Source organism: Stenotrophomonas sp. STEN035 (assembly GCF_056759935.1).
The window spans coordinates 43,157-68,285 of sequence record NZ_JBRRDY010000027.1; the positions used below are offsets into that span (position 1 = coordinate 43,157).

Genomic DNA, 25,129 nt, shown 5'->3' on the forward strand with positions numbered 1-25,129 from the left:
GGGGTTGGGGTGAGGGCAGCTCTTGGCGCAAACAGGCAGCCCACAGCAACCCATCAACCAAACTCAAAATCCATCTCAACGGTTGGCGGCCCGACAAAATCGCCTTCCACGTAGTCAACGCCGGCACTGAACAACAAGCTCATCGTCGACGCATCCGCCACGAACTCGGCGATGGTCAAAATGCCCGCAGACTGCGCCTTGTTGGTGATCTCCTGGGTCTTCTCCAGCTGCTCTTTGGCCAGCGACGGGTCAGCAGTGAAGGCGCTGTCCAGCTTGAGGAAGCCGGGCTGGAAATGCGCCAGCAGCTGGAACGAATCCAGCCCCGAACCAAACTGTTCCAGACCGACCTTGCAGCCCAGTACGGTGACATCACTGAGAAACTGCTGCGCATTGCGGAGATGGGTGAAGACCTTTGCTTCAGGAATCTGCAGCCACAGCTGCGCGCCTTCCACGCCTTCGGCCAGCAGTCCAGTGCGGATCACCGATAGCAGCTCCGGGTCGGAGAACGACTCCGGGGTGATGCGTACCATCAGGTGTGTGCGATGGCCGGCACGGCGACGCTCGCCCAGCGCGCGGATGGCGTTGGCCACTACCCAGCGGTTGATCGGTGCCAGCAGCTCGTGTTCCTGCGCGATCGGCAGGAAGGTGGCCGGGCCAATCATTTCGCCGTTGTTTTCCATCTGCAGCGAGGTGTCATACAGCTGGATCGCCTCGCCCATCAGGTTCAACACGGGGCGGAAACGTAGATGGAAGCCATCGCCGGCCACCGCCTCGCGAATGCGCTGCACCCAGCTCTGGATGCGCTCCTCTTCGACGCGGTCTGCTGCGCCCGGATCGAACACCTTGACCGTATTGCCGCCCAACTCGATCGCAGCGCGTGCGCAGTCGTTGGCGCGGTTCAAAACCTGGCCGACGCTGGCAATCTTCTCGCCTACCTGTACGCCGCCAATGCTGACGGTGACGGTTGCCGAGCGCTCGCCGATGCTGAATACCGACGAGGCAAAGGCGCTGCGCACGCGTTCGGCCATCTGCGAAGTGTGTGCGTAGTCGCCTTCGGTAAGCAGGGCGAAGTTGTGTTCGCCGAAGCGCGCCAGCTGCGCGTCTTCGCCGATGGCCTGGGCCAGTTTCTGGCCGAGTGCGGCGATCAGCGCATCGGCTGAATCCAGGCCGATATCGGGTAGCAGGCGCGCATAGTGATCCGGTTCAACCAGCAGGAAGCCGTACTGGCCATCGCTGCGGCCGACCTGGGCGACGGCTTTTTCCAGCTGCACCATGAAGGTCGGGCGGTTGAGCAGGCCGGTGACCTGGTCGCGCTGGCGCAGGGCTTCCACTTCGCGTGCCAGTTCCGGGTCGAACTCTTCGCGGCGGCGGAACACGATCTGGAAGCAGCTCTCGTCTTCATACGTGGCAGCGGTGAACTCCATCGTCGCCGGGAAGGTGTCGCCTTCCTGGTTGCGTGCGTGCACTTCGTACTGCGGTGGCGGCGCTTCGCCCTTGCTCAGGGACTTGAGCAGCTGCTTGAAGTTCTCGACGTGCTGCGGTGCCACCATGTCCAACAGCGAGATGCCTTCCACATCCTCGAACGACTCGAATCCGAACATGTCCAGATAGGCTTCGTTGGCGCGGATGTGCATGCCTTCGTGGATGTAGGCGATGGGGTCGCGCGAGGACGAGATCAGCGCATCGCAGCGGCGCTCGGTCTCGCGCATCTGCGCTTCGATCCGGCGCAGGCCGCGACGGGCCTGCAGGTCGGTCCATTCGGTCTGCACCACCGACAACAGGTGATCCGGCTGATGGCGCAGTGCTATGGCGCGGATGCCATTGGCGGCCGAGTCCAGCAGCATCTGTGCATCGATGCTGTCGCTCAGCAGGATCATCGGGATGTCCTTGCCGCTGGCCGCGACCTGCTGGGTCAGCAGCAACTGCGGGATAACGTAAGAGTTGGCCGCCAGCACCAGATCGATGGGCTGGCTCAGCGCCTGGCTCAGCTCGTCGGGGCTTTGCGGCCGCGACGGGCGTACTGCGATGCCGCTGTTGCGCAAGGTGCTGACGATGGCCTCGGCGTTTTCGGCACTGTCGTCAACGATCAGCAAGCGCAAGGTGATGTCTTTGGCGTTCTGCATTCAGGACTCCCGGGGGACGGGGTTTAATACACGATGCACGGCGCTGGCGTCTATGCGCAGATCGCTTGCCTGTGACGTACACACGTGAGTGTAGTCTCAAGGTCGGCTTCAGGCCGTCGTCGTCACCGGCCGCAGCGCGTATCAGCAGGTGCTGCACCCGGCCGTGTGACGGTCTTCATGCTTCGATGGATCCGTTTGATGAATCCGCTTACACGGCCATGCCGGCGGCGCGGCCAGAGGCCCAGGCCCACTGGAAGTTGTAGCCGCCCAGCCAGCCGGTCACGTCCAGTACCTCGCCAACAAAATGCAGGCCCGGCACTAGTTGTGACTCCATCGTCGATGACGACACCTTGCGGGTATCCACGCCGCCCAGGGTGACCTCGGCGGTGCGGTAGCCTTCGGTGCCGCTGGCGACCAGCGGGAAGTCGGACAACAGGCTGGCGGCAGCCTTGAGCTCGGGCTCGTCCATCTGCCGCATCGGCTTGTCCTTCAGCCATTGCTCGCACAGGCGTAGCGCCAGCCGCCGCGGCATCACCTCCGACAGCACGGTGCGCAGCTCGGAGGCACCGCGTTCGCGCTTCATCTGTCGCAGCCATTCAGCTGCATCGTGATCGGGCAGCAGGTCCAGCCGCAGGTCGTTGCCTGGCTGCCAGTAAGAGGAAATCTGCAGGATCGCCGGGCCACTGACACCGCGGTGGGTGATCAGCATGGAGTTGCGGAAGCTCTGGCCGTTGCAGCGTGCCTCCACCGGCAGCGCAACGCCGCTGAGCTCGGCGAAGCGTTCCTGGTGGGTGCCGCTCAGGGTCAGTGGGACCAGGCCGGCGCGGGTCGGCAACAGCTCATGGCCGAAGTTGCGTGCCACCTCGTAGCCGAAGCCGCTGGCACCCATGCTGGGGATCGACAGTCCGCCGGTGGCGATCACCACCGAGGCGCTATGGAATTGCCCCTGCGCGGTGCGCACGTGGAAGCCATCGGTACCACGCTCGATCTGCTGCACGCCGCAGTCGGTGCGGATCTGCACGCCTGCGTCGGAACATTCGTCCAGCAGCATCTTCACAATCTGCTTGGAGGAAATGTCGCAGAACAGCTGGCCCAGTTCCTTCTCGTGATAGGCGATGCCGTGGCGCTCGACCATCTCGATGAAATCGGCCGGCGTGTAGCGTGCCAGCGCCGATTTGCAGAAATGCGGGTTGTTCGAGATGAAGTTCGCTGCGGTGGTGCCAGTATTGGTGAAGTTGCAGCGGCCACCGCCGGACATCAGGATCTTCTTGCCAACCTTGTTGGCATGATCGATCACCTGCACGATACGGCCGCGCTGGCCGGCGGTGAGCGCACACATCAGCCCGGCCGCGCCTGCGCCGATCACCAGTACGTCGCAGCGGATTACCTTGTCTGCCACTACTGCTTACTCCGCCGGGCGCTTGCGCCAGACCGGGATCACGTCCAGCTGGATCTGATCATTGAGGATCTGCACCTCGCCATCCTGGATCAGTATGCTGAAGCGCATTGCCCGCTGCACCAGCTCACCCCAGCGTTCGACGAACGCGGACGGCAGATCGACCACCGACAGGTTGTTGAAGCGGGTCAGGTGCTTGCTCTGCTTCTGCCACCAGATATCGGAGGCATTGCCGCCGTAGTTGACGATCTGCACGCGGCGGCTGCGGTTGCAGGCCTTGCGCACGCGTGATTCGTCCGGGTGGCCCAGATCGATCCACTGCTCGATATCGCCGGTGTAGTCCAGCTGCCACAGGTCCGGCTCGTCCTCGCTGCTCAGGCCCTTGCCGAACTCCAGCCGGTCCTCGGCATTGAGGGCGAAGGCGAGCAGACGCACCATCAGGCGCTCGTCGGTTTCGGAGGGATGCTGGGCCAGGGTCAGGTTGTGGGTCGCGTAGTAGCCGCGGTCCATGTCGCTGATCTGCAGCTCGGCCTTGCGGATGGTGGCGGTGAGGGCCATGGGAATACCGGGTACAAAGACCGCCCATCATAATGCCTGGCCCCGCAGCGGACCCGTTCCAACGTGCCTGATCATGATCTGCCCAGCCATCTGCAACTCGCTCCAGGCCCGTGGGCCATCCTGTTAGAGGGTCTGTGCGCCCGGTTTCCGGCGATAAGCCAGGCGCAATGGCTGGACCGGTTTGCGCGCGGGCGGGTGCTGGACAGGGATGGCCAGCCGCTGTCACCGGCGCAGCCGTGGCGGGCAGGGCAGGAGATCCAGTACTTCCGCGAGGTTGCCGACGAGCCGGAAGTGCCGTTCGCCGAGCAGATCCTGCATCAGGACGAGCACCTGCTGGTGGCCGACAAGCCGCATTTCCTGGCGGTCACCCCGGCCGGCCGCTTCGTGCGCCAGACCCTGCTTGCGCGGCTGATCGCCAGCACCGGCAATCGCGCGCTGGCACCGCTGCACCGGATTGACCGCGGCACCGCCGGGTTGGTGCTGTTTTCCTGCAATCCCGATACGCGTGCCGCCTACCAGCGGCTGTTTGCCGAGCGCCGCATCGACAAGGGCTACGAAGCCTTGGCCCCGGCCCTGCCGGCGCTGCAGTTTCCGCTGCAGCGCAGTAGCCGCATTGGCCGTGGCGAGCCGTTCTTTCGCATGGCCGAGCTGGCGGGCGAGGCCAATGCCTTGAGTCGGATGGATGTCATCGAGCGGCGAGGTGAGGTCTGGCGCTATGCGCTGGAGCCGGTGAGCGGGCGCAAGCACCAGCTGCGCGTGCATATGGCCGCGTTGGGCGCGCCTATCATCGGCGACGATTTCTATCCGCAAGTGATCGAGCGCGCGCCGGAGGACTACCAGCAGCCGCCGCAGCTGTTGGCGCGGCGTTTGGCGTTCGTAGACCCGCTCACCGGCGAAAAGCGGGAATTCCGCAGTGCGCGTGAGTTGCTGTGAGTTTCAGCGCCGCTGGGCCAGCCAGCGGTCCAGCTGCGCGGCAAATGCCTGGCGATCACGCGCGTGCAAGGTGGCCGGGCCGCCGGTCTGAACCCCAGCGCCGCGCAGTTCTTCCATGAAGTTGCGCACCGATAGTCGCTCGGCGATGGTATTGGCGGTATAGAGCTCGCCGCGCGGATTCAGTGCGACGGCTTTTTTCTCCAGCACACGCGCTGCCAGCGGAATGTCCTGGGTGACGACCAGGTCGCCAGCGTTGACCCGCTCGGCGATGGCGTCGTCGGCGACATCGGGCCCGCCCGGCACCTGCATGGAACGGATGAAGCGCGAAGGTGGGGTGCGCAGCCATTGGTTGGCGACCAGCACGGTCTCGACCTTAGCCCGTTCGGCGGCCCGGAACAGGATCTCCTTGATCACCACGGGGCAAGCATCGGCATCGACCCAGATCTGGGTGGGTAAACCAGTGGCGGAAACGGCGTCTTCAGGGCTCATGCCGCGCAGTCTATTGGATTTGCCGACTTTGCTGTTATCGGGCTATCGCCAGAAAATTGACTGATTTCAGCAACTTAATGGCCGAACTGAACCATATTTGGTTTCTGAATGCGGTAAATATCGCTTTTTGGAACAAAGCGGCGTATCGTCCATCCCACTGTGCTTGCAAGGGTCACCGTGAATCGTGGCCTGATGCAGTTGATCTTCTTGATCGGCTCATCGATCCGCTTTACCAACGCCTGCAACTCAGTCTCGGCCCCGATACCCGGTGGCTGCGATTATTTCAACTTATGTTTCAGGAGTTAGTACATGTCTGATCGTCAGACCGGCACTGTCAAGTGGTTCAACGACGCTAAGGGCTTCGGCTTCATCACCCCGGAAAGCGGCCCGGACCTGTTCGTGCATTTCCGCGCCATCCAGGGCAACGGCTTCAAGTCGCTGCAGGAAGGCCAGAAGGTGACTTTCGTCGCCGTGCAGGGCCAGAAGGGTATGCAGGCTGACCAGGTGCAGGCGGTCTAATCGACCCCTTGCTACCGTAAGGTTGCTTGGAACGCCGGAAGCGAAAGCTTCCGGCGTTTTTATTTGTGTTTTTTCAGCGCGACGTCGTAGCGGAGTGATGCTGGGTTCTGCTGGCCTTGGTTAGGATGCGCTTTCGATTTCGATTGCACGGAGCCGGTGATGATCACGGTGCACCACCTGGAACAATCGCGTTCGCAGCGCGTGCTGTGGATGCTGGAAGAGCTTGGCCTGGACTACGAGCTGGTCAGCTACAAGCGTGACCCCAAGACCTGGCTGGCGCCGCCGGAGCTGCGCAAGGTGCATCCGCTGGGCAAGTCACCGGTGCTGCAGGACGGCGCACTGATCCTGGCCGAATCCGGGGCCATCCTCGAATTCCTGGCCGACCGCTACGACCTGCAGCGCAGCCTGTCGCCGCAGCCGCTGCCAGTGGAGGCGCCGGAGCGCCTGCAGTATCACTATTGGATGCACTACGCCGAAGGCTCGGCGATGCCGCCGCTGGTGATGAGCCTGGTGTTCGCGAAAGTGCGCAAGGCGCCGCTGCCATTTTTCGCCAAACCGATTGCCCACAGCATCGTCGACAAGGTGATGAAGAGTTTCATCAGCCCGCAGCTGCGTCTGCACCTGAGCTGGATGGAGCAGGCTTTGAGCCAATCCACCTGGTTTGCCGGCGAGCGCTTCAGCGCGGCTGACATCCAGATGAGTTTTCCGGTCCTGGCGGCGGCGGTCCGCGCCGGTCCCATGACCGACTACCCGAAGCTGCAGGCCTTCCTGGCACGTATCGTCGAGCGGCCGGCCTACCAGCGTGCCGAGCAGCGTGGCGGGGCCTTGGATCTTATTGGCGGCGCTCGCTGAGCACGGCGGACCAAGCTTGCAGCAGCGGCCGCCAGCCCCCACGTTGAGACGATGAACAACACGCCCCCGCAATTTGACAACCGCTTCCAGCGCGAGCTGCCTGGCGATCCTGAAACCGGCGCGCGCCGCCGGGAGGTGCTGGGTGCCGCATGGTCAGCGGTAATGCCGACGCCGGTCTCCGCGCCGCGCTTGTTGGCGCATTCGCCCGAGGTCGCAGAGCTGCTCGGCTTCGATCCGGCAACGATCGCCAGCCCGGAATTTGCCGAGGTCTTCGGCGGCAATGCCTTGTTCGCCGGCATGCAGCCGTGGGCGGCCAATTACGGCGGCCATCAGTTCGGCCATTGGGCCGGGCAGCTTGGCGATGGCCGCGCCATCTCCTTGGGCGAATTGCTTGCCGGCGGCAAGCGCTGGGAGCTGCAGCTCAAAGGTGCTGGCCCAACCCCGTACTCGCGCGGAGCCGATGGCCGCGCGGTGCTGCGTTCGTCACTGCGCGAGTTCCTGTGCTCCGAGGCCATGCATCATCTCGGTGTGCCCACCACCCGTGCATTGAGCCTGGTCGGCACCGGTGACAAGGTTATGCGCGACATGTTCTATGACGGCCATCCGCAGGCCGAACCCGGTGCGGTGGTGTGCCGGGTCGCACCGTCATTCATCCGCTTCGGGACATTCGAGCTGCCGTCGGCACGCGGTGACGTGGCGCTGCTGCGGCAACTGGTCGATTTCTGCATCGCCCGTGATTTCCCCGAGCTGCAGGGCAGTGGCGAGGCGCTGTACGCCGACTGGTTCGCGCAGGTCTGCACGCGCACCGCGGTAATGGTGGCGCAGTGGATGCGGGTCGGCTTTGTGCACGGGGTGATGAACACCGACAACATGTCCATTCTTGGTTTGACCCTGGATTACGGCCCCTACGGCTGGGTCGAGGGCTACGATCCGGACTGGACGCCGAACACCACCGATGCACAGGGCCGCCGCTACCGTTTTGGCACGCAGATGCAGGTGGCGTACTGGAATCTGGTGCGATTGGCGCAGGCGCTGTCGCCCCTGTTTGCGGAAGTCGCACCGTTGCAAGCCGGATTGGACGGTTTCCGCGAGCGCTTTGAAACCGAAGAACGTGCCCATCTGGTCGCCAAGCTTGGTCTGGGCGAGTACCGGGACGGCGACGTCGAGCTGATGACGCAGTTCCAGCAGTTGCTGCAGGACGGTGAGATGGATATGACGCTGGCGTTCCGCGCCTTGGCGTCCATTAATATCGACGTGCCACAGGCAGCAACCCTGGAGGTGGCTTTCTATTCCCCAGTCGCCCGCGAACAGGTGTTGCCAACGCTGACCGACTGGCTGCAGCGCCATGCAGCGCGGGTTCGGGGCGCCGGGCAGTCGCCGCAGCAGCGCCGTGATGCCATGCAGGCGGCAAATCCCAAATACGTGCTGCGCAACTGGCTGGCCCAGCAGGCCATCGACCGTGCCGAACAAGGCGATCTGGCCGGAATCACGGACTTGCTGGACGTGATGCGGCATCCTTACGACGAACAACCCGGGCGCGAGGCATTTGCCGGCAAGCGCCCGGAATGGGCGCGCGACCGCGCCGGCTGCTCGATGCTGTCGTGCAGCTCCTGAGCACTTTTCCACGAATGACTGATATGACTTCTTCTGCCTACCCCGAATGGTCGCGCCCGATCCGCGACATCGCCGACTTCCCCAAGCCCGGCATCCTGTTCAAGGACATCATCCCGCTGCTGGGTGATGGCGCCTGCTTCCGTGCTGCCGTCCAGGCGATGGCCGAGCCCTGGCGAGATGCCGGCCTGCATGCGGTACTCGGTGTGGAGGCGCGCGGCTTCATTCTCGGTACCGCACTGGCCTTGGAGTTGGGCGTGGGCTTCGTGCCGGTGCGCAAGCCGGGCAAGCTGCCGGGCGCAACGCTGAAGCAGGAATACGCGTTGGAGTACGGCACCGATCGCATCGAAGTCAGCGTCGGCGCAACCCCGCCGGGCGCGCGCGTACTGCTGGTCGATGACGTACTGGCCACCGGCGGCACCTTGCTTGCAGCCTTGCAGTTGGCTGCGCAGCTTGAGGCGGAGGTGGTCGGCGGTGCGGTACTGGTCGAGCTGGATGGCCTTGGTGGCCGTCAACGCTGGCCCGATGGCCTGCCGCTGACCGCTACACTGGTTTACTGAGCGCCTGATCCACCCAAATCTGCGGAGTTCCGAATGCCGACGTTGAGCGAGCTGCTGTCTTCCTTCGATGGTGAACAAGGGCTGCTGCTCCCTGACAGCTGGCGCCAAGGTCGCACTGCTTATGGCGGTGTGCTTAGTGCATTGGGTGTGGCTGCAGCGATGCAAAGCCATGCAGCAGCACTGCCACCGCTGCGCTCGATGCAGGTGACCTTCATCGGCCCTGCAGCGGGTCTGCTGCGTTTCGTGCCGGCGGTTCTGCGCGAGGGCAAGTCGGTGGTGAACGTTGGCGTGGATGTGTATTCCGACGACGCCTTGGCTGCGCGATTGTCGCTGGTGTTCGGCCGCGCCCGCGAAAGCACGGTTGCGCATGATTTCGGTGGCGAGCGCCCTGCCCAGGGGCCTGCCGCGTACCGCGATTTCGATATGGCGGCGATGCCGTTTGCGCCAGCCTTTACCCGCAACTTCCAGATGCGTCCTGCCGGTGGCGCGATGCCGGTGTCGGCTGCGGAAGTGCCCGAGTTGCTGACCTGGATTCGCCATCGCGACGCCGCCCAGGTTGACCCGGCGGTTGCCTTGATCGCGATGGGCGACGCGATGCCGCCGGCAGCATTCACCAGCTTCAGCGCGCCTGCGCCGATCAGTTCCATCACCTGGAACGTAGAGCTGCTTGAGCCTTCACCGCAGGGCGAATGGTTCCTGCTGCGTTCCTTCAGCCAGCATGCGGGTGACGGCTATTCGTCGCAGGACATGCAGGTATGGGACGAGCAGGGCCGGGTGGTGATGCGCGGCCGCCAGAGCGTGGCGGTGTTTGCCTGATGCGCGCCCTGCGGGTGTTGGGTGGACTGGCGCTGCTGTTGGCGATGCTGGGCTGGAGCGCGTGGTTCGTGATCTGCAATGTCTATGAGTTCTCGCCAGCACTGGACCCGCTGGCGTTTGCCGGCGGCTGGCTGCTGAGCGCGGTGTTGGCCTGGCGCGTGTTCCGCCGCGGTCTTCGCCGCGTTGCCTGGCCATTGTTTGCACAGGCAAGCTGCATCGGCGTGTACCTGCTGCTGATCCATCGCGGTGTGGGCGAGACCACTGCGCTGGCGCTGTTTGTCGCAGCCAGCGTAGCGGTTGTTGCCGCGGCGTTCCGGGTGACGCTGCGTGCTCGCGCTGCCTGATAGAGGTTCAGCGGGTCAGCCGGATGTCCCCTTCGACCAGGGCCTGCCGCAGGAATACCAATACTGCGGGGCCGCTTTCGCGGTCCGCGCGGGCATAGCCTTCGGCTGTGCCACCGACCGGAATGTAAGGACCGGTGTCGCTGCGGAAGGTGGTGGGTTGCAGGAAGGGAGTGATCAGGTGACCGGCGTCCGAGTAGTACAGCAGGGTGTCTGGTTGTGGCGCAGTGCGACGTTGTAGGCGCTGCATCGCCAATGCAGCCATCTCGCCGGAAACACCGAGCTGATCGTCACCGCCTGCGACCAGTAACAGTGGGCCGTTGATGCGTTCGATTGGCAGCATCGCCTGCTCCAACGCCGCAGCATGCGCGCCGGGCTGATTCCAGTTCAGCTTTTCAACATACGGCAGGAAGGGCAGGTCGCGGCCGCCAATACTTAGAGCGGGCTCATCAACCGCGCGGAAATCAGCCGGCGGCACATCACGGCGAATGCCACGGAACGGTGCGGGACTGCCCACCCACGACACCGCCGCCTGCAGACGTGGATCATGTGCTGCTGCCGCCATCGCCACGATGCCGCCCCAGGAGCCGCCCATCACGCCGACCTTGCCGGCAAAGGATTGGGTGCGCAGCCAATCGACCGTGCCGCTGACCGGATCGATCGGTACGCGGATCAGATCCTTGGGCAGTCCGGGCATCCGGTAATAGGCAACAGCCACGGCGAGGAAACCGTTGGACGCCAACCAGGCGGCATACAGATTCGCGGTATCGATGCCGCCTTCGGCGCCGCCCAGGGTGATCACGACAGGATGTCGGCGGCCATCGTCCAGGGCTCCTGCAGGGTGATAGAGATTTCCCACCACGCCGTGCAGTTGCAATGGCGTGGCAACGACGTCGGCCGCGTTGATTCGCCGTAGCAATGCCTGTTCACCGATCCGTTTGCCATCGACGAAAGCCTCCAATTGCATCGTTGCTGGCGCATGGCGCAGGCCGTCGGCTTCATTGCGCACGGGCAGTGGCGTGGGTCGGCCCTTGCCCGATTCCGGCCGCATCGACCAGAACAATCCCATCGCATCGACACCCGCGTAGCTGCCGGCCTCGGCGCCGGCAGAGGCTGTATCGGCAATACCGTTGTGATCGGCGCGGTAGTTGGCTTGCGCCAACCATTTATTGCCGCTGCTGTCCTGCATTGAGAGTTGCAGTTTGACGACTTGGGTTGGCAGCAGTCCGGCAACACTGATCTGCACAGGCTGGTCGGCTGGACCGTCCACGGGATGTACGCGAAGTTCAGCGGCAAGGGCCAGTGAGCTGCAGCTGAGCAGCAGCGGAAGCAATAAATGCTTGAGCATGGGTGATGTGGTCGGTGAGCGGCCTGAGATGTTGCCGCTGCTGTGGGTGCCGTGGAAGATGCGGATGCTGCTATTGGCACAAGGCGTGCCGGGCTTGGCGTGAGCCGTGCGCGATCAGTCGTGCTGATGCATCTTCGCTTCGAACGCTTCGCGATGAATCCGGCTTAATGGCAGCTGGGTGCCATCGAGCAGTTCCAGCGTCGCATCGCCGTTGCGGCGTGGCAGCAGGCTACGCACTCGCGCGCAGTTGACGATCACCGCGCGCTGCACCTGGATGAAGCCGGCTGGCGCCAACTGCTCAGCGAGCCGGCCAATGCTTTCGCGCAACAGGTGCACCTGCTTGCCGACATGCAGGCAGGCATAGTGGCCGGCGCTGTCGATGTAGTCGATGTCGGTCGGTGATACGTAGTCACTGCGGCTGCCATTGCGGATGCACAGCGGTGCCATAGGGTTGATGACTTCGCGCGCGAGGTGTCGACGCAGGCGATCCAGCGACATCGCGAGCCGGCTGGCATCCAGTGGCTTGGGCAGATAGTCGATCGCGCCGAGCTCGTAGGAAGCCAGCGCGTGCTCGGCGTGGGCGGTGGTGAAGATGATTGCCGGCGCGGGTGCCGGCAGGCTGCGTGCGAGATGCAGGCCATCTTCTTCGGGAAGCTGGATATCCAACAACAGCAGTTCCACCTGCCTCGCCGCGAGCAGCGCGCGGGCTTGGGCGATGCTGGACGCCTCGCCGACTATCTGGATATCCGCATGCGCACCCAGCAGCTGGCGCAGCTTGTCGCGGGCCAGTGCAACGTCGTCGACCACGAGAGTGCGGATCATGCTGCCTGCTCGCTGGCGACAAACGGTAGCTGGACGCGCACCTGATAGTGCGCACCCTCGCGCTGAGCATGAATTGTGGCGCGCTCGCCGTAGATCGCCTGCAGGCGATCGCGGCTGGCTTGCAGACCAATGCCCATGCCGGCTGCGGCGTCACCAAGCGGGTTGCGGATCTGCAGGTGAAGCAGATCATCGCGCGACTCGAACTGCAGGCTGATCGTGGCCTCGTCTGTGTCCGAGGTGCTGGCGAAGCGCACGGCGTTCTCGACCAATGGCTGCAGCAGCAGGCTGGGCACGCGCGCCTCCCAGGCCTCGGTGCTGGCCTGCAGCTGCACCTGCACTGGCTGTTGCTGCAACAGCTGCTGCAGCTCAACGAAGGCCATCGCCTGCGCCACTTCCTCGCGCAGGGCGACGAAAGGTTCGCTCTGCAGCAGGTTGCGTAGCAACTCACCCAGCTGCGCCAACGCCGCGTCAGCACGCTCGGCATCGCGATAACCCAGCGCGCCGATCGCATTGAGTGCGTTGAACAGGAAATGGTGATTCAGCCGTGCCCGCAAGGCTTGTTCGCGAGCCTGTGCCAGCAGCTCGCCACGGCGGCGATAGCGACGGATATAGGCCAGTGTCTGGCCGATGCCGATTACCCCGATGTAGGTTGGCAGCGCAAACAAGCTGGTGGCGACAACCGCGTGCAGCCAGTTGTTGGGCAGCGCACGAGGCAGTGCCAGTTGCGAGAGGTAATAACCGAACAGCCAGCCAATCAGCGACAGCGCCGGAATGATGCAGATGCCGGCGGCCAGCAGCTTGCTCGCCGCCTTGGCGTCGCTGCCCATGCCCAGCGGCCAGCGCGCGCACAGTTGCCAAAGAACAGGTGTCGCTAGAAGCCAGGGACTGTAGATGCCGAGCAGGAAAAGCAGCGAGCGCATCAGCTCGATGGGAGCCAGACTGCCGCCCGCAGGCCCGGTCAGTTGCACCGCAGGCAAGGTGACCAGGGTCAGCAACAGCCAGCCGGCACAAACCGCACGCCACGGGAATACCGTGGCATACGTGTCTCCAGTAGAGCTGGAAGTGCCGGAGTCGGGCCGGGTAGACATGTGCGCGTTCAAGCGCCGGGCTGGGCCGGCGCCTGCTTACATCTTGCGAACGCGGAAACGCTTGCCCTTGATCTTGCCGGCTTCCAGGCGCGCAAGAGCCTTGCCTACCTGCTCACGGGCAATGGCCACGTAGGAGCGGGTGGGGAAGATATCGATCTTGCCAATCGCCTTGGCCGACAGCCCGGCATCGCCGGTCAAAGCACCGAGGATGTCGCCAGCGCGCAGCTTGTCGGTCTTGCCGCCATCGATGCGCAGGGTGGTCATCGCCGCCTGTGGCAGTTCTGCCGGGCGGGCAGTTGCCAGCGGGGTCTTCTGCCAGTTCAGCGGCTTGCCCTGCTGCGCTTCCAGTGCATCGGCACGGCTGCGCTCGCGGCCCGCAACCAGGCTCAGCGACAGACCATTGCGACCGGCACGGCCGGTACGGCCTACGCGGTGCTGGTAGGTGTCGATGTCAGTCGGCAGCTCGTAGTTGACCACGGCAGCCAGGTCTTCCACGTCCAGGCCGCGTGCGGCCACGTCACTGGCGACCAGCACGTTGCAGCTACGGTTGGAGAACTGCATCAATACTTCATCGCGGTCGCGCTGTTCCATGTCGCCGTGCAGGGCCAGTGCGGAGAAGCCGAACTGGCGCAGCGAGTTGGCCACTTCGTCCACGTCCTTGCGGGTATTGCAGAACACCACCGCCGATTCCGGCGTGTACTTCAGCAGCAAGCCACCCAGTGCCTTCTGGCGGTTGGCCGGCTCGGTTTCGAAGAACAGCTGCTGGATGGCCGGTGCCTCGGCTTGGCCATCGATGGTCACTTCGACCGGCTCGTTGAGCAGGGCGCGGGCCAGTTCGCGGATCGCCTCCGGGAAGGTCGCCGAGAACAGCAGGCTCTGGCGTTCCTTGTGGGTGCGGCCGGCGATTTCGCGGATCGGTTCCTCGAAGCCCATGTCGAGCATGCGGTCGGCTTCGTCCAACACAAAGGTACGGACCTGGCCCAGGTTCAGCGCGCGCTTGCGTGCCAGTTCCTGCACGCGGCCGGGGGTGCCGACCACGACCTGCGGGTCATGCGCTTCCAGCGAGGCCAGCTGCGGGCCCAGCGGCATGCCGCCGGTGAGGATCAACAGCTTCAGATTGGGGATGCCGGTGGCCAGCTTGCGCAGCTGCTTGCCGACCTGATCGGCCAGTTCGCGGGTCGGGCACAGCACCAGCGCCTGGGTGCGGCTGATGGACAGGTCGAGGCGGTTCAGCAGGCCCAGCCCGAAGGCGGCGGTCTTGCCGCTGCCGGTCGGGGCCTGCGCGATCACGTCGCGGCCTTCCAGGATCGGCGGCAGAGCCAGCGCCTGTACCGGCGTCATCGAGGTATAGCCCAGCGCGTCGATGCCAGGAGCGAGTGCCGGCGACAGCGGCAGGGAAGAGAAGTCAGTCATGCCATATTTTCGCAGAAGCCGGGCGGCGGCGCTTGCCATCCTGAATGGGTAGCACCACCGGCTTCATCTAGCGTCCGTGGGACGAACTCAATCCTTGCGATTGTTGCTGACGGGCTTGCTCTTGGGCGTGACGGTCTTGGCCCCGGAAGGGCGCTGGTAAACGAAGGGATAGGGCACGGCAGGTGTGTCCGGCAAGCCTGCGCGCCACTGTTCGAGCACGGTAGCCACCGCTTTGCCGTTCTTGAACTGCGGTTCGGAGGGGAGCTCGCCTTGCTCCTTCTCGCGGCGCCGTACGTTGCCGGCAGCCAGTGTGTAGGCGTGGGCGAAGTCATTGGTAGCGTTCAGGGCTTCGACCAGGAAGGCGCGGCCAAACCAGGTGGCGCTATCGGTATTGCCGCAGCCAAAGGATGGACGGTCCTTGCGCGCGGCAGTGATCACCATGCGCTGTGGAGACATCAGTGCCGGTACGAAGGCGCCCGAGAAACAGGCCGAGACCACGATCACCGCATTGCCGATCTGGGCTTGATCCAGCATCCGCGCGAGCTGTGCCGGCGCCAGATAGTCTTCCTGGTCGCGGCCGGTATGCAGGTAGACGCTGTTGTCATGCAGTCCGTGGCTGGTCAGGTAGAGGAACAGCACATCTTCATTCGGGTCCAGCTTTTGCCCGAGTCCGTTCAGCGCATGGCCGATGCTGTCGGCGGTAGCCAGAGCCTGCGGCGGGCCACCATGGCCCAGGGCAGGCTGGTTGACCAGGCTGATCATGCGGCCTTCGGCACCCCAGCGCCTGGCCGACAGCTCGCGCAGATAGGCGACCTCATTGGTGAAGACATCTTCGTCGGCATCGCCGGCCACGCCGAGCACGTAGATGTCGGTGACGCCGGGGCGCTGGGCTGGCAAGCCCGCCAATGCGGCGTCCAGCATCGTGAGCTGGCTGCCTTCAAGTTTGGGTGTGGTGGCTTGCCGCTCGGGTGCTGCGGCTGCGCTGGCGAATGCAGGCCAGGCCGTACAGGCTGCCAACAACACGTTGGCGACGGCTTTCATCAGGCGGGTAGGGGAATGCTGGGAACCGCGTTGGGCTGCCATTGCCGTAATCCATGACGGTGGGTCTGGCGGCAAGGTCGAGCCGACCTTGCTGCATCCAGTGCGCGCCCGTAGGCGGCCCTGATGGCTATGGTGCCGGAGTTGAAGCCTGGATGCGTAGTAGGCGGCTTGTGGATGTCAGGAGCGCGCGCTGCGACCGGGCAATGCCGTCAGGGCAATTCCCTATCGACCGGGCTGATGCTCAGTCCGCCTGCAATGACCAGCCATAGGCCACTGCGGACTTCTTCCTGAGGTTCTCAAGCTGCTCGGCAGCATTGATGGCGCTGTTGGCGCGGTAGACCAGGTCTTCCAGCCTGCACAGGATGCTGGCCTGCTCATCATCGTCCGGCACCACCTCAACGATCCTGTCGACAAGCTGGTGCATCTCCAGCAGCTTCTGCTTGCGCTCGTATTCGCCAAGCGAGGTGGCGTCCTGCACGACCTGCTGCGCCAGAACGTCGAAGTGATCCCGCAATTTCTCGTAGTCCATACAGCACCTGCTGCGATGGCGGACAGCCAAGAGTCTGTAATGGTGCTGTCCGGGATACCACTACCTCAATGAGGGATACACCTTACTTGGCCTAGGATTTATCTGACAAAGCCGTTGTCTCCAGGTGCTGGAAGGGCGCCCAAGGGCGCTTGAATCGTCGGCCAGACGCTGGCGCTGATATCCACATGAGCGTCGTGGGAAGGGGGCGGTCTTGGGCGGCTTGCCTGATCGACCAAGATCGGTGCTGTCTTACGGCGTGATGGCGTAGATGTAGAAGTCGTTGTCCCGCGCCCATCCGAGACCCTCATAGAGTCTTTGTGCTGGAATATTGTCCTTCGCGGTCTGCAGTTCAATGCGCCCGGCGCCAAGCCCCTTCGCAACCGAAACGGCAGCAACCATCAGCTCTCTGGCCACGCCCAGGCGGCGAGCGTCTGCAGACACAAACAGGTCGTAGAGAACGTAGCTTTTCGTAGCACCAACGGAGTCGAACAGTGGATAGAGTTGGGTGAAGCCGAGAAGATTGCCTGCGGAATCAGCCGCAACCAGGATCAGGGAGGATCCCTCCAGCAGACGGGCGCCAATGAACTCCTGAGCCAAGCCGGGATTGGGAACTTGACCATAGAACTGCCGGTATTGATCAAAGAGCGAGGCGACGGGTTCCATGTCAGCAGCAGTGGCAGGACGAATGGAAATTTCCACTTCTATCTCCTTGCGATTGGTTTTGATGGCTTCGGCGGGAATCAACCTGATAGTTTGAAGCGGGTAGCGCAGCTGCTGGATACGGGCCGGATGGCGTGACTCAATCAAACTGCAGATGTTGGGCACCATCTATGACGACGGTGGCCCGGCACCAGCATACGAGGGTGAACGCGGCTTGTTCGGTCAGGTTGTGCGTCAATGTTTTGGCCGGACCCGGCTACCCTCGGATAAAACCGTACCAACGGAAGAGCCCATCATCCAGCCTGTTGTGGGTGGGTCATATGATCGGGGCCAAGGGTTCTGCTATCTGGTAGCTTGCTGGCATGAGACCACCATACGAAGACATTCAGGATCGCGCTCCGGTGTGGGATCACATGCAGAATTTCTGGATGGACACCGATCCGTCGATCTTTCTCGCAGACGTCGCTCGCGCCTGCGCAGAGTCCAAGTACTCGCTTGACGAACTGGAGGCCATCTTCTGGAATGAAGTGCGTCCTGCTGTTTCATTCAACATGGGAGCGCTTCCTCTGCCGGAGTGGGCCGGATTTGAGATCGAATGGCTCAAAGGGCGCGTGCTTTGCAAATCCCGGTTCGGCAAACCCTTGCCTCGCAAATGGCTGCATCCGTACCCGGCAAGCTGGTGGCGCAAGCTAAGTGTCGGCATTGTCCAGCACAGAAATGACACGCGTGCCTGCGGGTGAGGCATCCAAACCAACGTCGCTCTCCAGTGAAACTGAGTGGGCGGCCGTCTTTGGACTGGCATTGAGTTGTGGGGAGTGGACAATCCTGCTCTGTAGCCCATTGCGACTCTGGTCGACACTCCAACCTGCAGCCGCATCGAACGATCTTGTGCGGCCGAGGGCCAGAGATAGGTACTCGGGACGTAAGGCGCCTTCGATTTATGAGCAACTTGCAAAGATCTGGGGAAGCTGGGCTAATCTCGGCCTGCCAGTAAGGAACTGGCGCAATGACAAGGACAGCACCATGTTGAAGTCTCGCAGGAAGATTGCTTGTTTGCTTCTGGGCTTGAGCCTCTTGGGAATTGCAGGAACGGCAGCAGCCTTCACGATCCAGATCGGTGGAGTTTGGTACGTGTGTGGTCTCACTGGCTGTAAGCCTTACGGCACGACGCAACCACCCGCACCGGGTTGATGGAATAGTCGGTAGAAGCGGAGAGCCACCTTTGGTGGCTTTTCTTGTTTGGGTGCCGGTTGAATGGCATGCCAGCGGGTGCATAGCCCGGCGACAGTGCCTCTTTGGTAGCTAGGGTCGATAAGGGGTATCGATTCTGTGGATTCCCTAGATATCCCATGTTGTACCCCACCGTCGCACAGGCTTGGACACAAAAAAGGCCGGAAACCCGTGCTGTTATTGGGTTTCCGGCCTAATCGGGACCTTGACGGTCCAACTAATGGTGGAGGTGGGCGGAATTGAACCGCCGTCCGAAGGCACTCCATCCCCGGCACTACATGCTTAGCTCACCGTTGGGTCTCGTCCTGTGGCAGCACGGTGTGCAAAGCGCACCCCAGGACCAGCCTGTTTTGGTTAAGCCGTGACTGACAGGCAGCCGTCACAGCCGGTTCCGTGATAATGACCCTACATCCACGAGCACGGGCACAAGTGGGTTCGGGGCTTACGCCTTAAGCGGCGAGAGCGTAGTTGTCGTCGTTGGCAACTAGAGTTTTGCAGCTGGATTTACGAGGAAAGCTACCCCCTCGGCATGCGCCAAGCGACTTCACAACCCCCGTCGAAACCAGTGCACCCCCGGTTAAGCGTTGATTTGTAACGACTTTTGGGTGAAACGTGACGAAAAGCTGCCAAAAGTCTCGCTGACAGAGTGAATGCTACAGCCAAAGAGCTGAACAGTCACGCATGCGTGGGGCGCTCGGTGATCAGAAGGCAGAGACGACCATCATGGCGCCTTTCCATTCCGCCAGCCCGTAGACGTAACAGTGCAGTGGCCAAAAGGGGGAAGGCTCGCGTTGGAGCCGCCAGCGCGCTATGCCGATTGCCCACGGTTGTTGGCGGGGTCTGACGGGGTGGCTCTTACGGTCCCTATTTATACTTATGACTTGTTAATATATGTGACGGAAACGTGAGTTCGCAGGTTGATGCGGGCTTTTATTTGATTAGGACGATTCATATCCGCAACTTCGCATGGAGTGCGGAAACAGGGGGATATACATGAAGACCACCATCCATCGGCCTGCCGTTCTGGCAGCCGGTTTCATTGCGCTCGTGTCGGCGACGGCGAGCTTTCCAAGCCAGGCGTTCCTGGGTATGTCATCGGACAAGTGCAGGGCGCCGCAGGGCAGTCTGCGCATCGTCGAGCCGGATGACGGCATGGGAATCTGGGCGACCTACGGCCTGCCCGCACCTACCCGCATGCTGCGGGTGCTGGTCAACGATTCCAAGTGCTTTACCGTGCTTGATCGCGGCGCCGGGTTTACCGCAGCGCAGGCTGAGCGCGAGCTGGCCATGGGCGGGCATTTGCAGGAAGGTCAGAATATCGGTGGTGGGCAGATGCGTGGCGCGGACTTCGTGCTGGTACCGGATATCGTGTCGCAGAATCCCAATGCTGGTGGCATGAGCATCGGCGCGGGCGCATCCAATGGTGGTAGCAAGCGGGGCTTGATGGGGGCGATGATGAACGTTGCCACCTTGGGCGTGGCAGGCAAGCTATCGACGAAAAGACAGACCGCCGAAGTGGTGCTGACCCTGGTTGATGTACGCACGTCAGAGCAGCTCGTCAGTGTGACCGGCGAAGCCAAAATCACCGACAAGGCTTGGGCGGCAGCCGTGTCTGCCTCGAACCTGCAGGGCAGCGCGGGGGTAAATGCTGGCAGCTGGGACAACACCGAGATTGGCAAGGTCATCAAGGAGGCCTACGAAGAGGCCTATGAGCGGATGGTTGAGGAGGTCAGCAAAAAGCGCGGCGTTTTGGCCAATCGCAATGTGCCGCAGGCAACCCGTGGAGTGGCGCCGGTAGCGCCACCGGATGCCTACCAGACGCTGGCTGCATCGCAAGCCAGGCTGGCCAATGTCGCCGCAGCAAGGTTGCAAGCAGGGCCTGCGGCGCCGATGGCGGTACATGCCGATGCTACGCAGCGGGGTGCGATCGGCGGCATGCCGGGGCAGATGACGCAGCATGGCGTGGATCACGTGGTTGGCGGCAATGTCGCGTCGGCCGCAATGGGCGCGATGACCGAATCTGGCGGCATGGCTGGCGCTGCGGGTCAGGTGTTGCAGCAGGTTGCAGGGCAAGGCGTGGGTGCCGGTGTGGCGCAGGCTGCGATGGGAGCGGTGGCGCAGCAAGGTGGCATGTTGGGTGCTGCCGGCCAAGTGGTGCAGCAGGTTGCAGGTCAGGGCATCGGTGCAGGTGTGGCGCAGGCTGCGATGGGCCTAGCAGCCCAGCAAGGCGGCATGATGGGTGCAGCGGGGCAGGTGGCACAGCAGGTTGCAGGTCAGGGCATCGGTGCAGGCGTGGCGCAGGCTGCGATGGGTCTGGCTGCCCAACAGGGCGGCATGGTCGGTGCAGCGGGGCAGGTGGCGCAGCAGGTTGTAAGCCAGAATGTAGTCGCCGGTGGCCAGATGGCCGCAACTGCAGGGACCATGATGTTGCATCGCATGGCGCGATTGCTGGCCCAGCCGGATAGCCAGGCGACTGTGGTGGCTGAACTCAAGCCGGGCATGCTCGCTTATCCCACGGGCAGGCGAAATGGAGGAATGGTCGAAGTCGATGATGAAATGGGTAACCGTGGTTGGCTGCCGTCGGCGGTCCTTGGTGTCAAACAGTAAAAGCTGACCAAGCGCTTCCAGAACATCTCCGTTTGGTACTACAGAACGGAAAGGCCCGCCGAGCGTAAGTGCTTGGCGGGCTTTTTTCGTATTTTGGTCAGGGCTGGGAGTCGGCCTGTCGGCGACAGCGCCACCTCGGTAAGGCGCTGATTCACTGGGCGCTGTGGACGATGTTTTGACCCAGGCCTCGCTGGCATCATGAATGCTGCAGGGGAAAAACCTGAAGCGTCACCCGTGTGAATTGAGGTTGTGGCGGGCCTTTAGCAAAAGGCCGGTGCCGCTTACCAGGCAGGCGACGATGGTCGCGATGGATAGCGGCAGGCCGAACTGCTGGTTTCCTACGGCGGCAAAGCCGGCATGTAGCAGGGCGGTGAGAACACCAATGCCGCCGCAGAGCAGGGCGTAGCGTCTTGCTTGTGGCGTGCCAAGAATGACCTGCCGATAGCCGTGGAGCAGCAGGCCAACTGCCAGCGCGTTGAACAGCAGGAAGCCTTGTATGCCGCCAGGTACATGGAACATGTCCCATTCGTGCCAGTAGGCGGCATCTATCTGGTGAACGATCAGCGATAGCAGTGTTGCGGTGTACCAGCGATCCATCGTCAAAGAGCTCCTTGGTGGGGCCGCAGTCTAGTCAAGTATCTGCACAAATACTTGCGGCTGCGACGTCGCATCAATTTGACGATGTCGAGTGAGGCTTAACGCCGCGCCGACCTTTCTGCGACGTTTGTCGCTGGACCATGTCCGCCATCAAGTTCGTGAAAGTGAGGGCCGTCATGCAGCAGTGCGGTTTGCGCAGCCTGCGATTGTTGGCGGGTGGCGTTGGGGCCGGGTTTCGGCGGCGCGCGTTGGCGCCCGTCTTGTTGTATCTGGTGCTGGCAGGTGTGGTGTTGATCGCGGCCTGGCTTGGACGCAGCCATTGGGCGCAGCTTGCGCCGTTGGTGATGCTGCTTTGTGGAGGGGCGCTGGGCTGGGTGCGGCAGGTGCGTCGACGCTGGCTTGGCGTCTATCTGTTGGCGGCAGTGCTGCTGTTGTTGCTGCAGTCGGCTTGGTCCGGGCTTGCGCCTGCCGGTGTAGAGCGGGTAGCTGTCGTCGCGATGGTCTTGGGTTTGGCTCAGCTATTGGTTCACACCATGCGGGTGCTGCGGTTTGCGCGCGCGCTGCAATCACAGGTTGATGATCTGGACGATGCCGCGATTTTGGCCATGTTGCCGCCAGAGGCCGCCGAGGATGCGCGGCAGTGGTTGGGCGGGGATGACCGCAAAGCTGCTGAGTTGAGCGAAGTGGTCAGTCTGAGTGTGCTGTACGCGGCCTTGCAGGCACCTGGAACCCAACGCCGTGATCTGCGCCGGATCTTGATGGGTTAAAGCGTCTTGCGAAGGTAGATGCGTTCATGGCCGGGCGGGAAGTCGGGCAGGCGGCCGAAAACTTCGTAGCCGTGCCCGAGATAGAAGCCCTCGGCCTGCCAGTCGAAGGTGTCCAGTACTACGCTGTGCGCGCCTGCGGCCTTGGCCTGTCGTTCGGCCTCCAGCAGTAATTGGCTGCCCAATCCCTGGTCGCGCAGCTCGGGATCAATCCACAGTAGATGGATGGCGAGCCAGCCGGCACAGATGTCGCCGAGCAAGCCGCCGCGCAGCGTTCCGTCCTGGTTGTGGCTGGCGAGCTGCAGTGGCAGCTCATCGAAACTATTGCCGCTGGCCTTGCGATTGAAGGCCAGCAGCTGTGCGCAAAGCGCCTGCACATCCTGCGCGCTGGCTGCCTGCACCGCGCGCTGTGTCGACATCAGGCGTTGCGGTTGTGGGCACGCATTGCGCGCTGCTTCTCACGGTCCCAGTCGCGTTCTTTGGCGGTGTCGCGCTTGTCGTGATTCTGCTTGCCCTTGGCCAGCGCGATCTCGATCTTGATCTTGTTCTTGCTCCAGTACATCGCGGTGGGCACCAGCGTGTAGCCTTCGCGCTCGACCCGGCCGATCAGTTTGTCGATCTCGCGACGGTGCAGCAGCAGCTTGCGCTGGCGGCGGTCTTCCGGAATGGTGTGGGTAGAGGCCTGGATCAACGGGGTGATCTGTGCGCCGATCAGGAAGATCTCGCCATCGCGCACATAGGCGTAGGCGTCGGTCATGTTGCCGCGGCCAGCGCGGATCGCCTTGACCTCCCAGCCCTGCAGCACCAGGCCGGCTTCGACCCGCTCTTCCAGATGGTATTCGTGGCGCGCGCGCTTGTTCAACGAGATGGTTTTGTCGGCCGTCCCGTTCTTTGCTTTATCCTTGCTTTGTTTCTTGCTCATTTCCGTATTGTCTCCGATTCGGGGGCTCCCCGAACACTTTCTGTATCTGTATCGCCATGACTACCATTCGTCGCAGCGCGCTGGTCGAACACTCCGCCGAGCGCATGTTCAACCTGGTCAACGATGTCGCCGCCTATCCTGGTCGGTTCCGCTGGTGTGACAAGGCGGAAATCCTGGAGCAGGGCGAGGAGCGGCTGGTTGCCCGGCTGGATCTGGGACTGGGTTCGTTCCGGACCTGGTTCATGACCGAAAATACGCTGCAACGCCCGCATAGCATCGATATGAAGCTGCGCGAAGGCCCGTTCAAGCGCCTGCACGGCCGCTGGGAGTTCCATTCCCTGTCCGAAAGTGCCTGCAAGGTCACCCTGGAGCTGGAGTTCGAGCCGACCTCGCGGCTGCTGGGGCCGGCCTTGGCGCTGGGCTTCCAGGGTTTGGCCGATCGCATGGTCAACGACTTCGTGCGCGTGGCCGATCAGGAAGCCTGAGCGATGCGTGTAGAAGTGGTGCTGGCCTGGCCGGACCGCTACCAGCAGCGGCAGCTGGAGCTGCCTGAGGGCTGCACGGTCGCCGATGCGGTGGCCGAGGCGGCGCTGGATGGCGCTGACGAGGTAGTAGCAGTGGCAGTGCACGGCGTGCTGGCGCGTCCGCAGCAGCTGCTGCAGGACGGCGACCGGGTGGAACTGCTGCGCCCGTTGCTGGCCGACCCCAAAGAAAATCGCCGCCGGCGAGCGCGCGGCGGCGATTGACCCTACGAAGGGGGCGCTGGATCAGCGGCCCTTCTTCTTGTCCTTGGCCAGGTTGCGGCCGAACTGGCGCACGCTGTTGCGTGCCAGGTCGCCGTCCTGGGTCGGGAAGTACTCCCCTTCCCAGCGGGTGACCTGGTCATTTTCGAAGAACACGACGAAGTTTTTCACCTCGGTCTTGCCCAGGCGGTTCACGCGCTGGCTGGCGGTGTAGTCCCAGCGCTGGGCGTGGAACGGGTCAGCGATGGACGGCGTGCCCAGCAGCGCATTGACCTGCTGCTTGCTTTGGCCGACCTGCAACTGCGCCACGGACTGTTCACGGATCAGGTTGCCCTGATAGATGGGCTGCTTGTAGATGATGCCGCAGCCAGTAGTGGACAGGGCGACAACGGCGATCAACAGGAGGTTGCGCATTAGGTAGGGCAGTTGAGGAAATCAGGTCGATGATACACTCCCCGGCACCCAGCGCGATCTGACCGGAGATAACTGGCGTTAAACCGCCAATGAACACGATGGCTATGGAATCCAATGACCTGCGCAAAGTCGGCTTGAAAGTAACGCATCCGCGGATGCGCATCCTTGCCCTGCTTGAACAGAACACCCCCCAACACCACCACCTCACTGCCGAGGACATCTACCGCCAGTTGCTTGATTGCGGTGATGAGATCGGGCTGGCCACGGTTTACCGTGTGCTGACCCAGTTCGAGGCGGCGGGGCTGGTCCTCAAGCACAATTTTGAAGGCGGCCAGGCGGTTTACGAGCTGGACCGTGGCGGCCACCACGACCATATGGTCGATGTGGACTCGGGCAAGATCATCGAGTTCGAAAGCCCGGAAATCGAGGAGCTGCAGCGGAAGATCGCGGCAGAGCACGGTTTTGAGCTGGAAGAGCACTCGTTGGTGTTGTACGTGCGCAAAAAGCGTAAGTAAGGTTTTTTGCGGCACGGCCCTTGGGCTGTTGCCGTTGAATCAAAAACACCGGCCAATGGCCGGTGTTTTTGTTTGTGCAGTTGCTTCTGCTCCCTCCCTTTCGCGTAGCGAAGGGGAGGGTTGGGGCGGGGGGGGCTTTTGGAGCAGAGCCTCAGGAGCCAAGAGCTGCCCTCACCCCAACCCCTCTCCCGCAGGCGGGAGAGGGGCTTTAGAGCCCAAGCCCAAGCAAGCCCAAGCC

The 25,129-nt window shown here is 62.9% G+C and carries 28 protein-coding genes and 1 other RNA gene; 13 read left to right on the forward strand and 16 right to left on the reverse strand.

Going from position 1 to position 25,129, the window contains the following annotated elements; all coding sequences use genetic code 11:
• Nucleotides 1–53: 53 nt before the first annotated feature.
• The 3 genes from ACVOLL_RS14640 to ACVOLL_RS14650 form a co-directional block, all read right to left on the reverse strand.
• Complete coding sequence (locus ACVOLL_RS14640; protein ID WP_481513556.1) at nt 54–2,123, reverse strand: EAL domain-containing response regulator; 2,070 nt, start codon at nt 2,121–2,123, stop codon at nt 54–56.
• Nucleotides 2,124–2,331: 208 nt separating this feature from the next.
• A complete protein-coding gene (locus ACVOLL_RS14645; RefSeq protein WP_481513557.1) occupies nt 2,332–3,522 on the reverse strand; it encodes a BaiN/RdsA family NAD(P)/FAD-dependent oxidoreductase in 1,191 nt (396 codons plus the stop codon).
• Nucleotides 3,523–3,528: 6 nt separating this feature from the next.
• Nucleotides 3,529–4,077 (reverse strand): YaeQ family protein, encoded by a 549-nt coding sequence (locus ACVOLL_RS14650; RefSeq protein WP_481513558.1) that lies wholly within the window; start codon nt 4,075–4,077, stop codon nt 3,529–3,531.
• A gap of 63 nt (nt 4,078–4,140) precedes the next feature.
• On the opposite strand from ACVOLL_RS14650, the gene ACVOLL_RS14655 reads away from it, so the two are divergent.
• Nucleotides 4,141–5,010, forward strand: a complete 870-nt coding sequence (locus ACVOLL_RS14655) for a pseudouridine synthase (protein WP_481513559.1) — start codon at nt 4,141–4,143, stop codon at nt 5,008–5,010.
• A gap of 3 nt (nt 5,011–5,013) precedes the next feature.
• Here ACVOLL_RS14655 and ACVOLL_RS14660 read toward each other — a convergent pair whose 3' ends face one another.
• Nucleotides 5,014–5,499, reverse strand: a complete 486-nt coding sequence (locus tag ACVOLL_RS14660) for a YaiI/YqxD family protein (protein ID WP_481513560.1) — start codon at nt 5,497–5,499, stop codon at nt 5,014–5,016.
• A gap of 309 nt (nt 5,500–5,808) precedes the next feature.
• Here ACVOLL_RS14660 and ACVOLL_RS14665 point away from each other — a divergent pair, with 309 nt between their 5' ends.
• The 6 genes from ACVOLL_RS14665 to ACVOLL_RS14690 all read left to right on the forward strand — a co-directional run bounded on the left by ACVOLL_RS14665 (nt 5,809) and on the right by ACVOLL_RS14690 (nt 10,201).
• Entirely contained in the window at nt 5,809–6,018 is a 210-nt protein-coding gene (locus tag ACVOLL_RS14665) for a cold-shock protein (RefSeq protein WP_054659637.1), read from the forward strand.
• Between the two features lie 159 nt (nt 6,019–6,177).
• Nucleotides 6,178–6,870 (forward strand): glutathione S-transferase family protein, encoded by a 693-nt coding sequence (locus ACVOLL_RS14670; RefSeq protein WP_481513561.1) that lies wholly within the window; start codon nt 6,178–6,180, stop codon nt 6,868–6,870.
• A 51-nt stretch (nt 6,871–6,921) separates the two neighbouring features.
• Nucleotides 6,922–8,484 carry a protein adenylyltransferase SelO gene (locus ACVOLL_RS14675; protein WP_481513562.1) on the forward strand — a complete coding sequence of 521 codons (1,563 nt, stop codon included), beginning with the start codon at nt 6,922–6,924 and terminating at the stop codon, nt 8,482–8,484.
• 14 nt (nt 8,485–8,498) lie between these two features.
• Nucleotides 8,499–9,041 carry an adenine phosphoribosyltransferase gene (locus ACVOLL_RS14680; RefSeq protein ID WP_481513563.1) on the forward strand — a complete coding sequence of 181 codons (543 nt, stop codon included), beginning with the start codon at nt 8,499–8,501 and terminating at the stop codon, nt 9,039–9,041.
• Between the two features lie 33 nt (nt 9,042–9,074).
• Complete coding sequence (locus ACVOLL_RS14685; protein ID WP_481513564.1) at nt 9,075–9,857, forward strand: thioesterase family protein; 783 nt, start codon at nt 9,075–9,077, stop codon at nt 9,855–9,857.
• The gene (locus tag ACVOLL_RS14690) at nt 9,857–10,201 is read left to right on the forward strand and encodes a hypothetical protein (protein WP_481513565.1); all 345 of its coding nucleotides are present in this window, start codon (nt 9,857–9,859) and stop codon (nt 10,199–10,201) included. The genes ACVOLL_RS14685 and ACVOLL_RS14690 overlap by 1 nt, the downstream gene beginning before the upstream one ends.
• Nucleotides 10,202–10,208: 7 nt before the next feature.
• Here the strand turns inward: ACVOLL_RS14690 and ACVOLL_RS14695 are convergent, their stop codons facing one another.
• From ACVOLL_RS14695 to ACVOLL_RS14725, 7 genes are all read right to left on the reverse strand, one after another.
• Nucleotides 10,209–11,546 (reverse strand): acyl-CoA thioesterase/bile acid-CoA:amino acid N-acyltransferase family protein, encoded by a 1,338-nt coding sequence (locus ACVOLL_RS14695; RefSeq protein ID WP_481513566.1) that lies wholly within the window; start codon nt 11,544–11,546, stop codon nt 10,209–10,211.
• Between the two features lie 114 nt (nt 11,547–11,660).
• Entirely contained in the window at nt 11,661–12,368 is a 708-nt protein-coding gene (locus ACVOLL_RS14700; protein ID WP_481513567.1) for a LytR/AlgR family response regulator transcription factor, read from the reverse strand.
• Nucleotides 12,365–13,456: a sensor histidine kinase gene (locus tag ACVOLL_RS14705; protein ID WP_481513568.1), complete on the reverse strand. Its 1,092-nt coding sequence runs from the start codon at nt 13,454–13,456 to the stop codon at nt 12,365–12,367. The genes ACVOLL_RS14700 and ACVOLL_RS14705 overlap by 4 nt, the downstream gene beginning before the upstream one ends.
• Before the next feature lie 36 nt (nt 13,457–13,492).
• On the reverse strand, nt 13,493–14,869 hold the full coding sequence (gene dbpA / locus ACVOLL_RS14710) for an ATP-dependent RNA helicase DbpA (RefSeq protein ID WP_481513569.1): 1,377 nt from the start codon (nt 14,867–14,869) through the stop codon (nt 13,493–13,495).
• A gap of 87 nt (nt 14,870–14,956) precedes the next feature.
• Nucleotides 14,957–15,952, reverse strand: a complete 996-nt coding sequence (locus ACVOLL_RS14715) for a C13 family peptidase (RefSeq protein WP_481513570.1) — start codon at nt 15,950–15,952, stop codon at nt 14,957–14,959.
• A 199-nt stretch (nt 15,953–16,151) separates the two neighbouring features.
• Nucleotides 16,152–16,439: a hypothetical protein gene (locus tag ACVOLL_RS14720; protein WP_481513571.1), complete on the reverse strand. Its 288-nt coding sequence runs from the start codon at nt 16,437–16,439 to the stop codon at nt 16,152–16,154.
• 249 nt (nt 16,440–16,688) lie between these two features.
• Nucleotides 16,689–17,267, reverse strand: a complete 579-nt coding sequence (locus ACVOLL_RS14725) for an N-acetyltransferase family protein (RefSeq protein ID WP_481513572.1) — start codon at nt 17,265–17,267, stop codon at nt 16,689–16,691.
• A gap of 194 nt (nt 17,268–17,461) precedes the next feature.
• On the opposite strand from ACVOLL_RS14725, the gene ACVOLL_RS14730 reads away from it, so the two are divergent.
• On the forward strand, nt 17,462–17,839 hold the full coding sequence (locus tag ACVOLL_RS14730) for a DUF7079 family protein (RefSeq protein ID WP_481513573.1): 378 nt from the start codon (nt 17,462–17,464) through the stop codon (nt 17,837–17,839).
• 711 nt (nt 17,840–18,550) lie between these two features.
• On the opposite strand, the gene ssrA is transcribed toward ACVOLL_RS14730, so the two are convergent.
• Nucleotides 18,551–18,904: a transfer-messenger RNA gene (gene ssrA, locus ACVOLL_RS14735) on the reverse strand.
• A 418-nt stretch (nt 18,905–19,322) separates the two neighbouring features.
• On the opposite strand from ssrA, the gene ACVOLL_RS14740 reads away from it, so the two are divergent.
• Nucleotides 19,323–20,936, forward strand: coding sequence for a CsgG/HfaB family protein (locus ACVOLL_RS14740; RefSeq protein ID WP_481513574.1), 1,614 nt, complete (start codon nt 19,323–19,325; stop codon nt 20,934–20,936).
• A gap of 228 nt (nt 20,937–21,164) precedes the next feature.
• Here the strand turns inward: ACVOLL_RS14740 and ACVOLL_RS14745 are convergent, their stop codons facing one another.
• On the reverse strand, nt 21,165–21,533 hold the full coding sequence (locus ACVOLL_RS14745; RefSeq protein WP_481513575.1) for a DUF6713 family protein: 369 nt from the start codon (nt 21,531–21,533) through the stop codon (nt 21,165–21,167).
• A 248-nt stretch (nt 21,534–21,781) separates the two neighbouring features.
• On the opposite strand from ACVOLL_RS14745, the gene ACVOLL_RS14750 reads away from it, so the two are divergent.
• A complete protein-coding gene (locus ACVOLL_RS14750) occupies nt 21,782–22,300 on the forward strand; it encodes a hypothetical protein (RefSeq protein ID WP_481513576.1) in 519 nt (172 codons plus the stop codon).
• Here the strand turns inward: ACVOLL_RS14750 and ACVOLL_RS14755 are convergent.
• On the reverse strand, nt 22,297–22,716 hold the full coding sequence (locus ACVOLL_RS14755; RefSeq protein WP_481513577.1) for a GNAT family N-acetyltransferase: 420 nt from the start codon (nt 22,714–22,716) through the stop codon (nt 22,297–22,299). The genes ACVOLL_RS14750 and ACVOLL_RS14755 overlap by 4 nt on opposite strands.
• Nucleotides 22,716–23,219 (reverse strand): SsrA-binding protein SmpB, encoded by a 504-nt coding sequence (smpB, locus tag ACVOLL_RS14760; RefSeq protein ID WP_481513578.1) that lies wholly within the window; start codon nt 23,217–23,219, stop codon nt 22,716–22,718. The genes ACVOLL_RS14755 and smpB overlap by 1 nt, the downstream gene beginning before the upstream one ends.
• Before the next feature lie 56 nt (nt 23,220–23,275).
• Here smpB and ACVOLL_RS14765 point away from each other — a divergent pair, with 56 nt between their 5' ends.
• Both ACVOLL_RS14765 and ACVOLL_RS14770 read left to right on the forward strand, forming a co-directional pair.
• The gene (locus ACVOLL_RS14765) at nt 23,276–23,704 is read left to right on the forward strand and encodes a type II toxin-antitoxin system RatA family toxin (protein WP_481513579.1); all 429 of its coding nucleotides are present in this window, start codon (nt 23,276–23,278) and stop codon (nt 23,702–23,704) included.
• Nucleotides 23,705–23,707: 3 nt separating this feature from the next.
• Nucleotides 23,708–23,965: an RnfH family protein gene (locus tag ACVOLL_RS14770; protein ID WP_481513580.1), complete on the forward strand. Its 258-nt coding sequence runs from the start codon at nt 23,708–23,710 to the stop codon at nt 23,963–23,965.
• 21 nt (nt 23,966–23,986) lie between these two features.
• Here the strand turns inward: ACVOLL_RS14770 and ACVOLL_RS14775 are convergent, their stop codons facing one another.
• On the reverse strand, nt 23,987–24,376 hold the full coding sequence (locus ACVOLL_RS14775; protein ID WP_481513581.1) for an outer membrane protein assembly factor BamE: 390 nt from the start codon (nt 24,374–24,376) through the stop codon (nt 23,987–23,989).
• 104 nt (nt 24,377–24,480) lie between these two features.
• Between ACVOLL_RS14775 and fur the strand changes: the two genes are divergently transcribed.
• Nucleotides 24,481–24,891 (forward strand): ferric iron uptake transcriptional regulator, encoded by a 411-nt coding sequence (fur, locus tag ACVOLL_RS14780; protein WP_282271992.1) that lies wholly within the window; start codon nt 24,481–24,483, stop codon nt 24,889–24,891.
• The last annotated feature ends 238 nt before the right edge of the window (nt 24,892–25,129 follow it).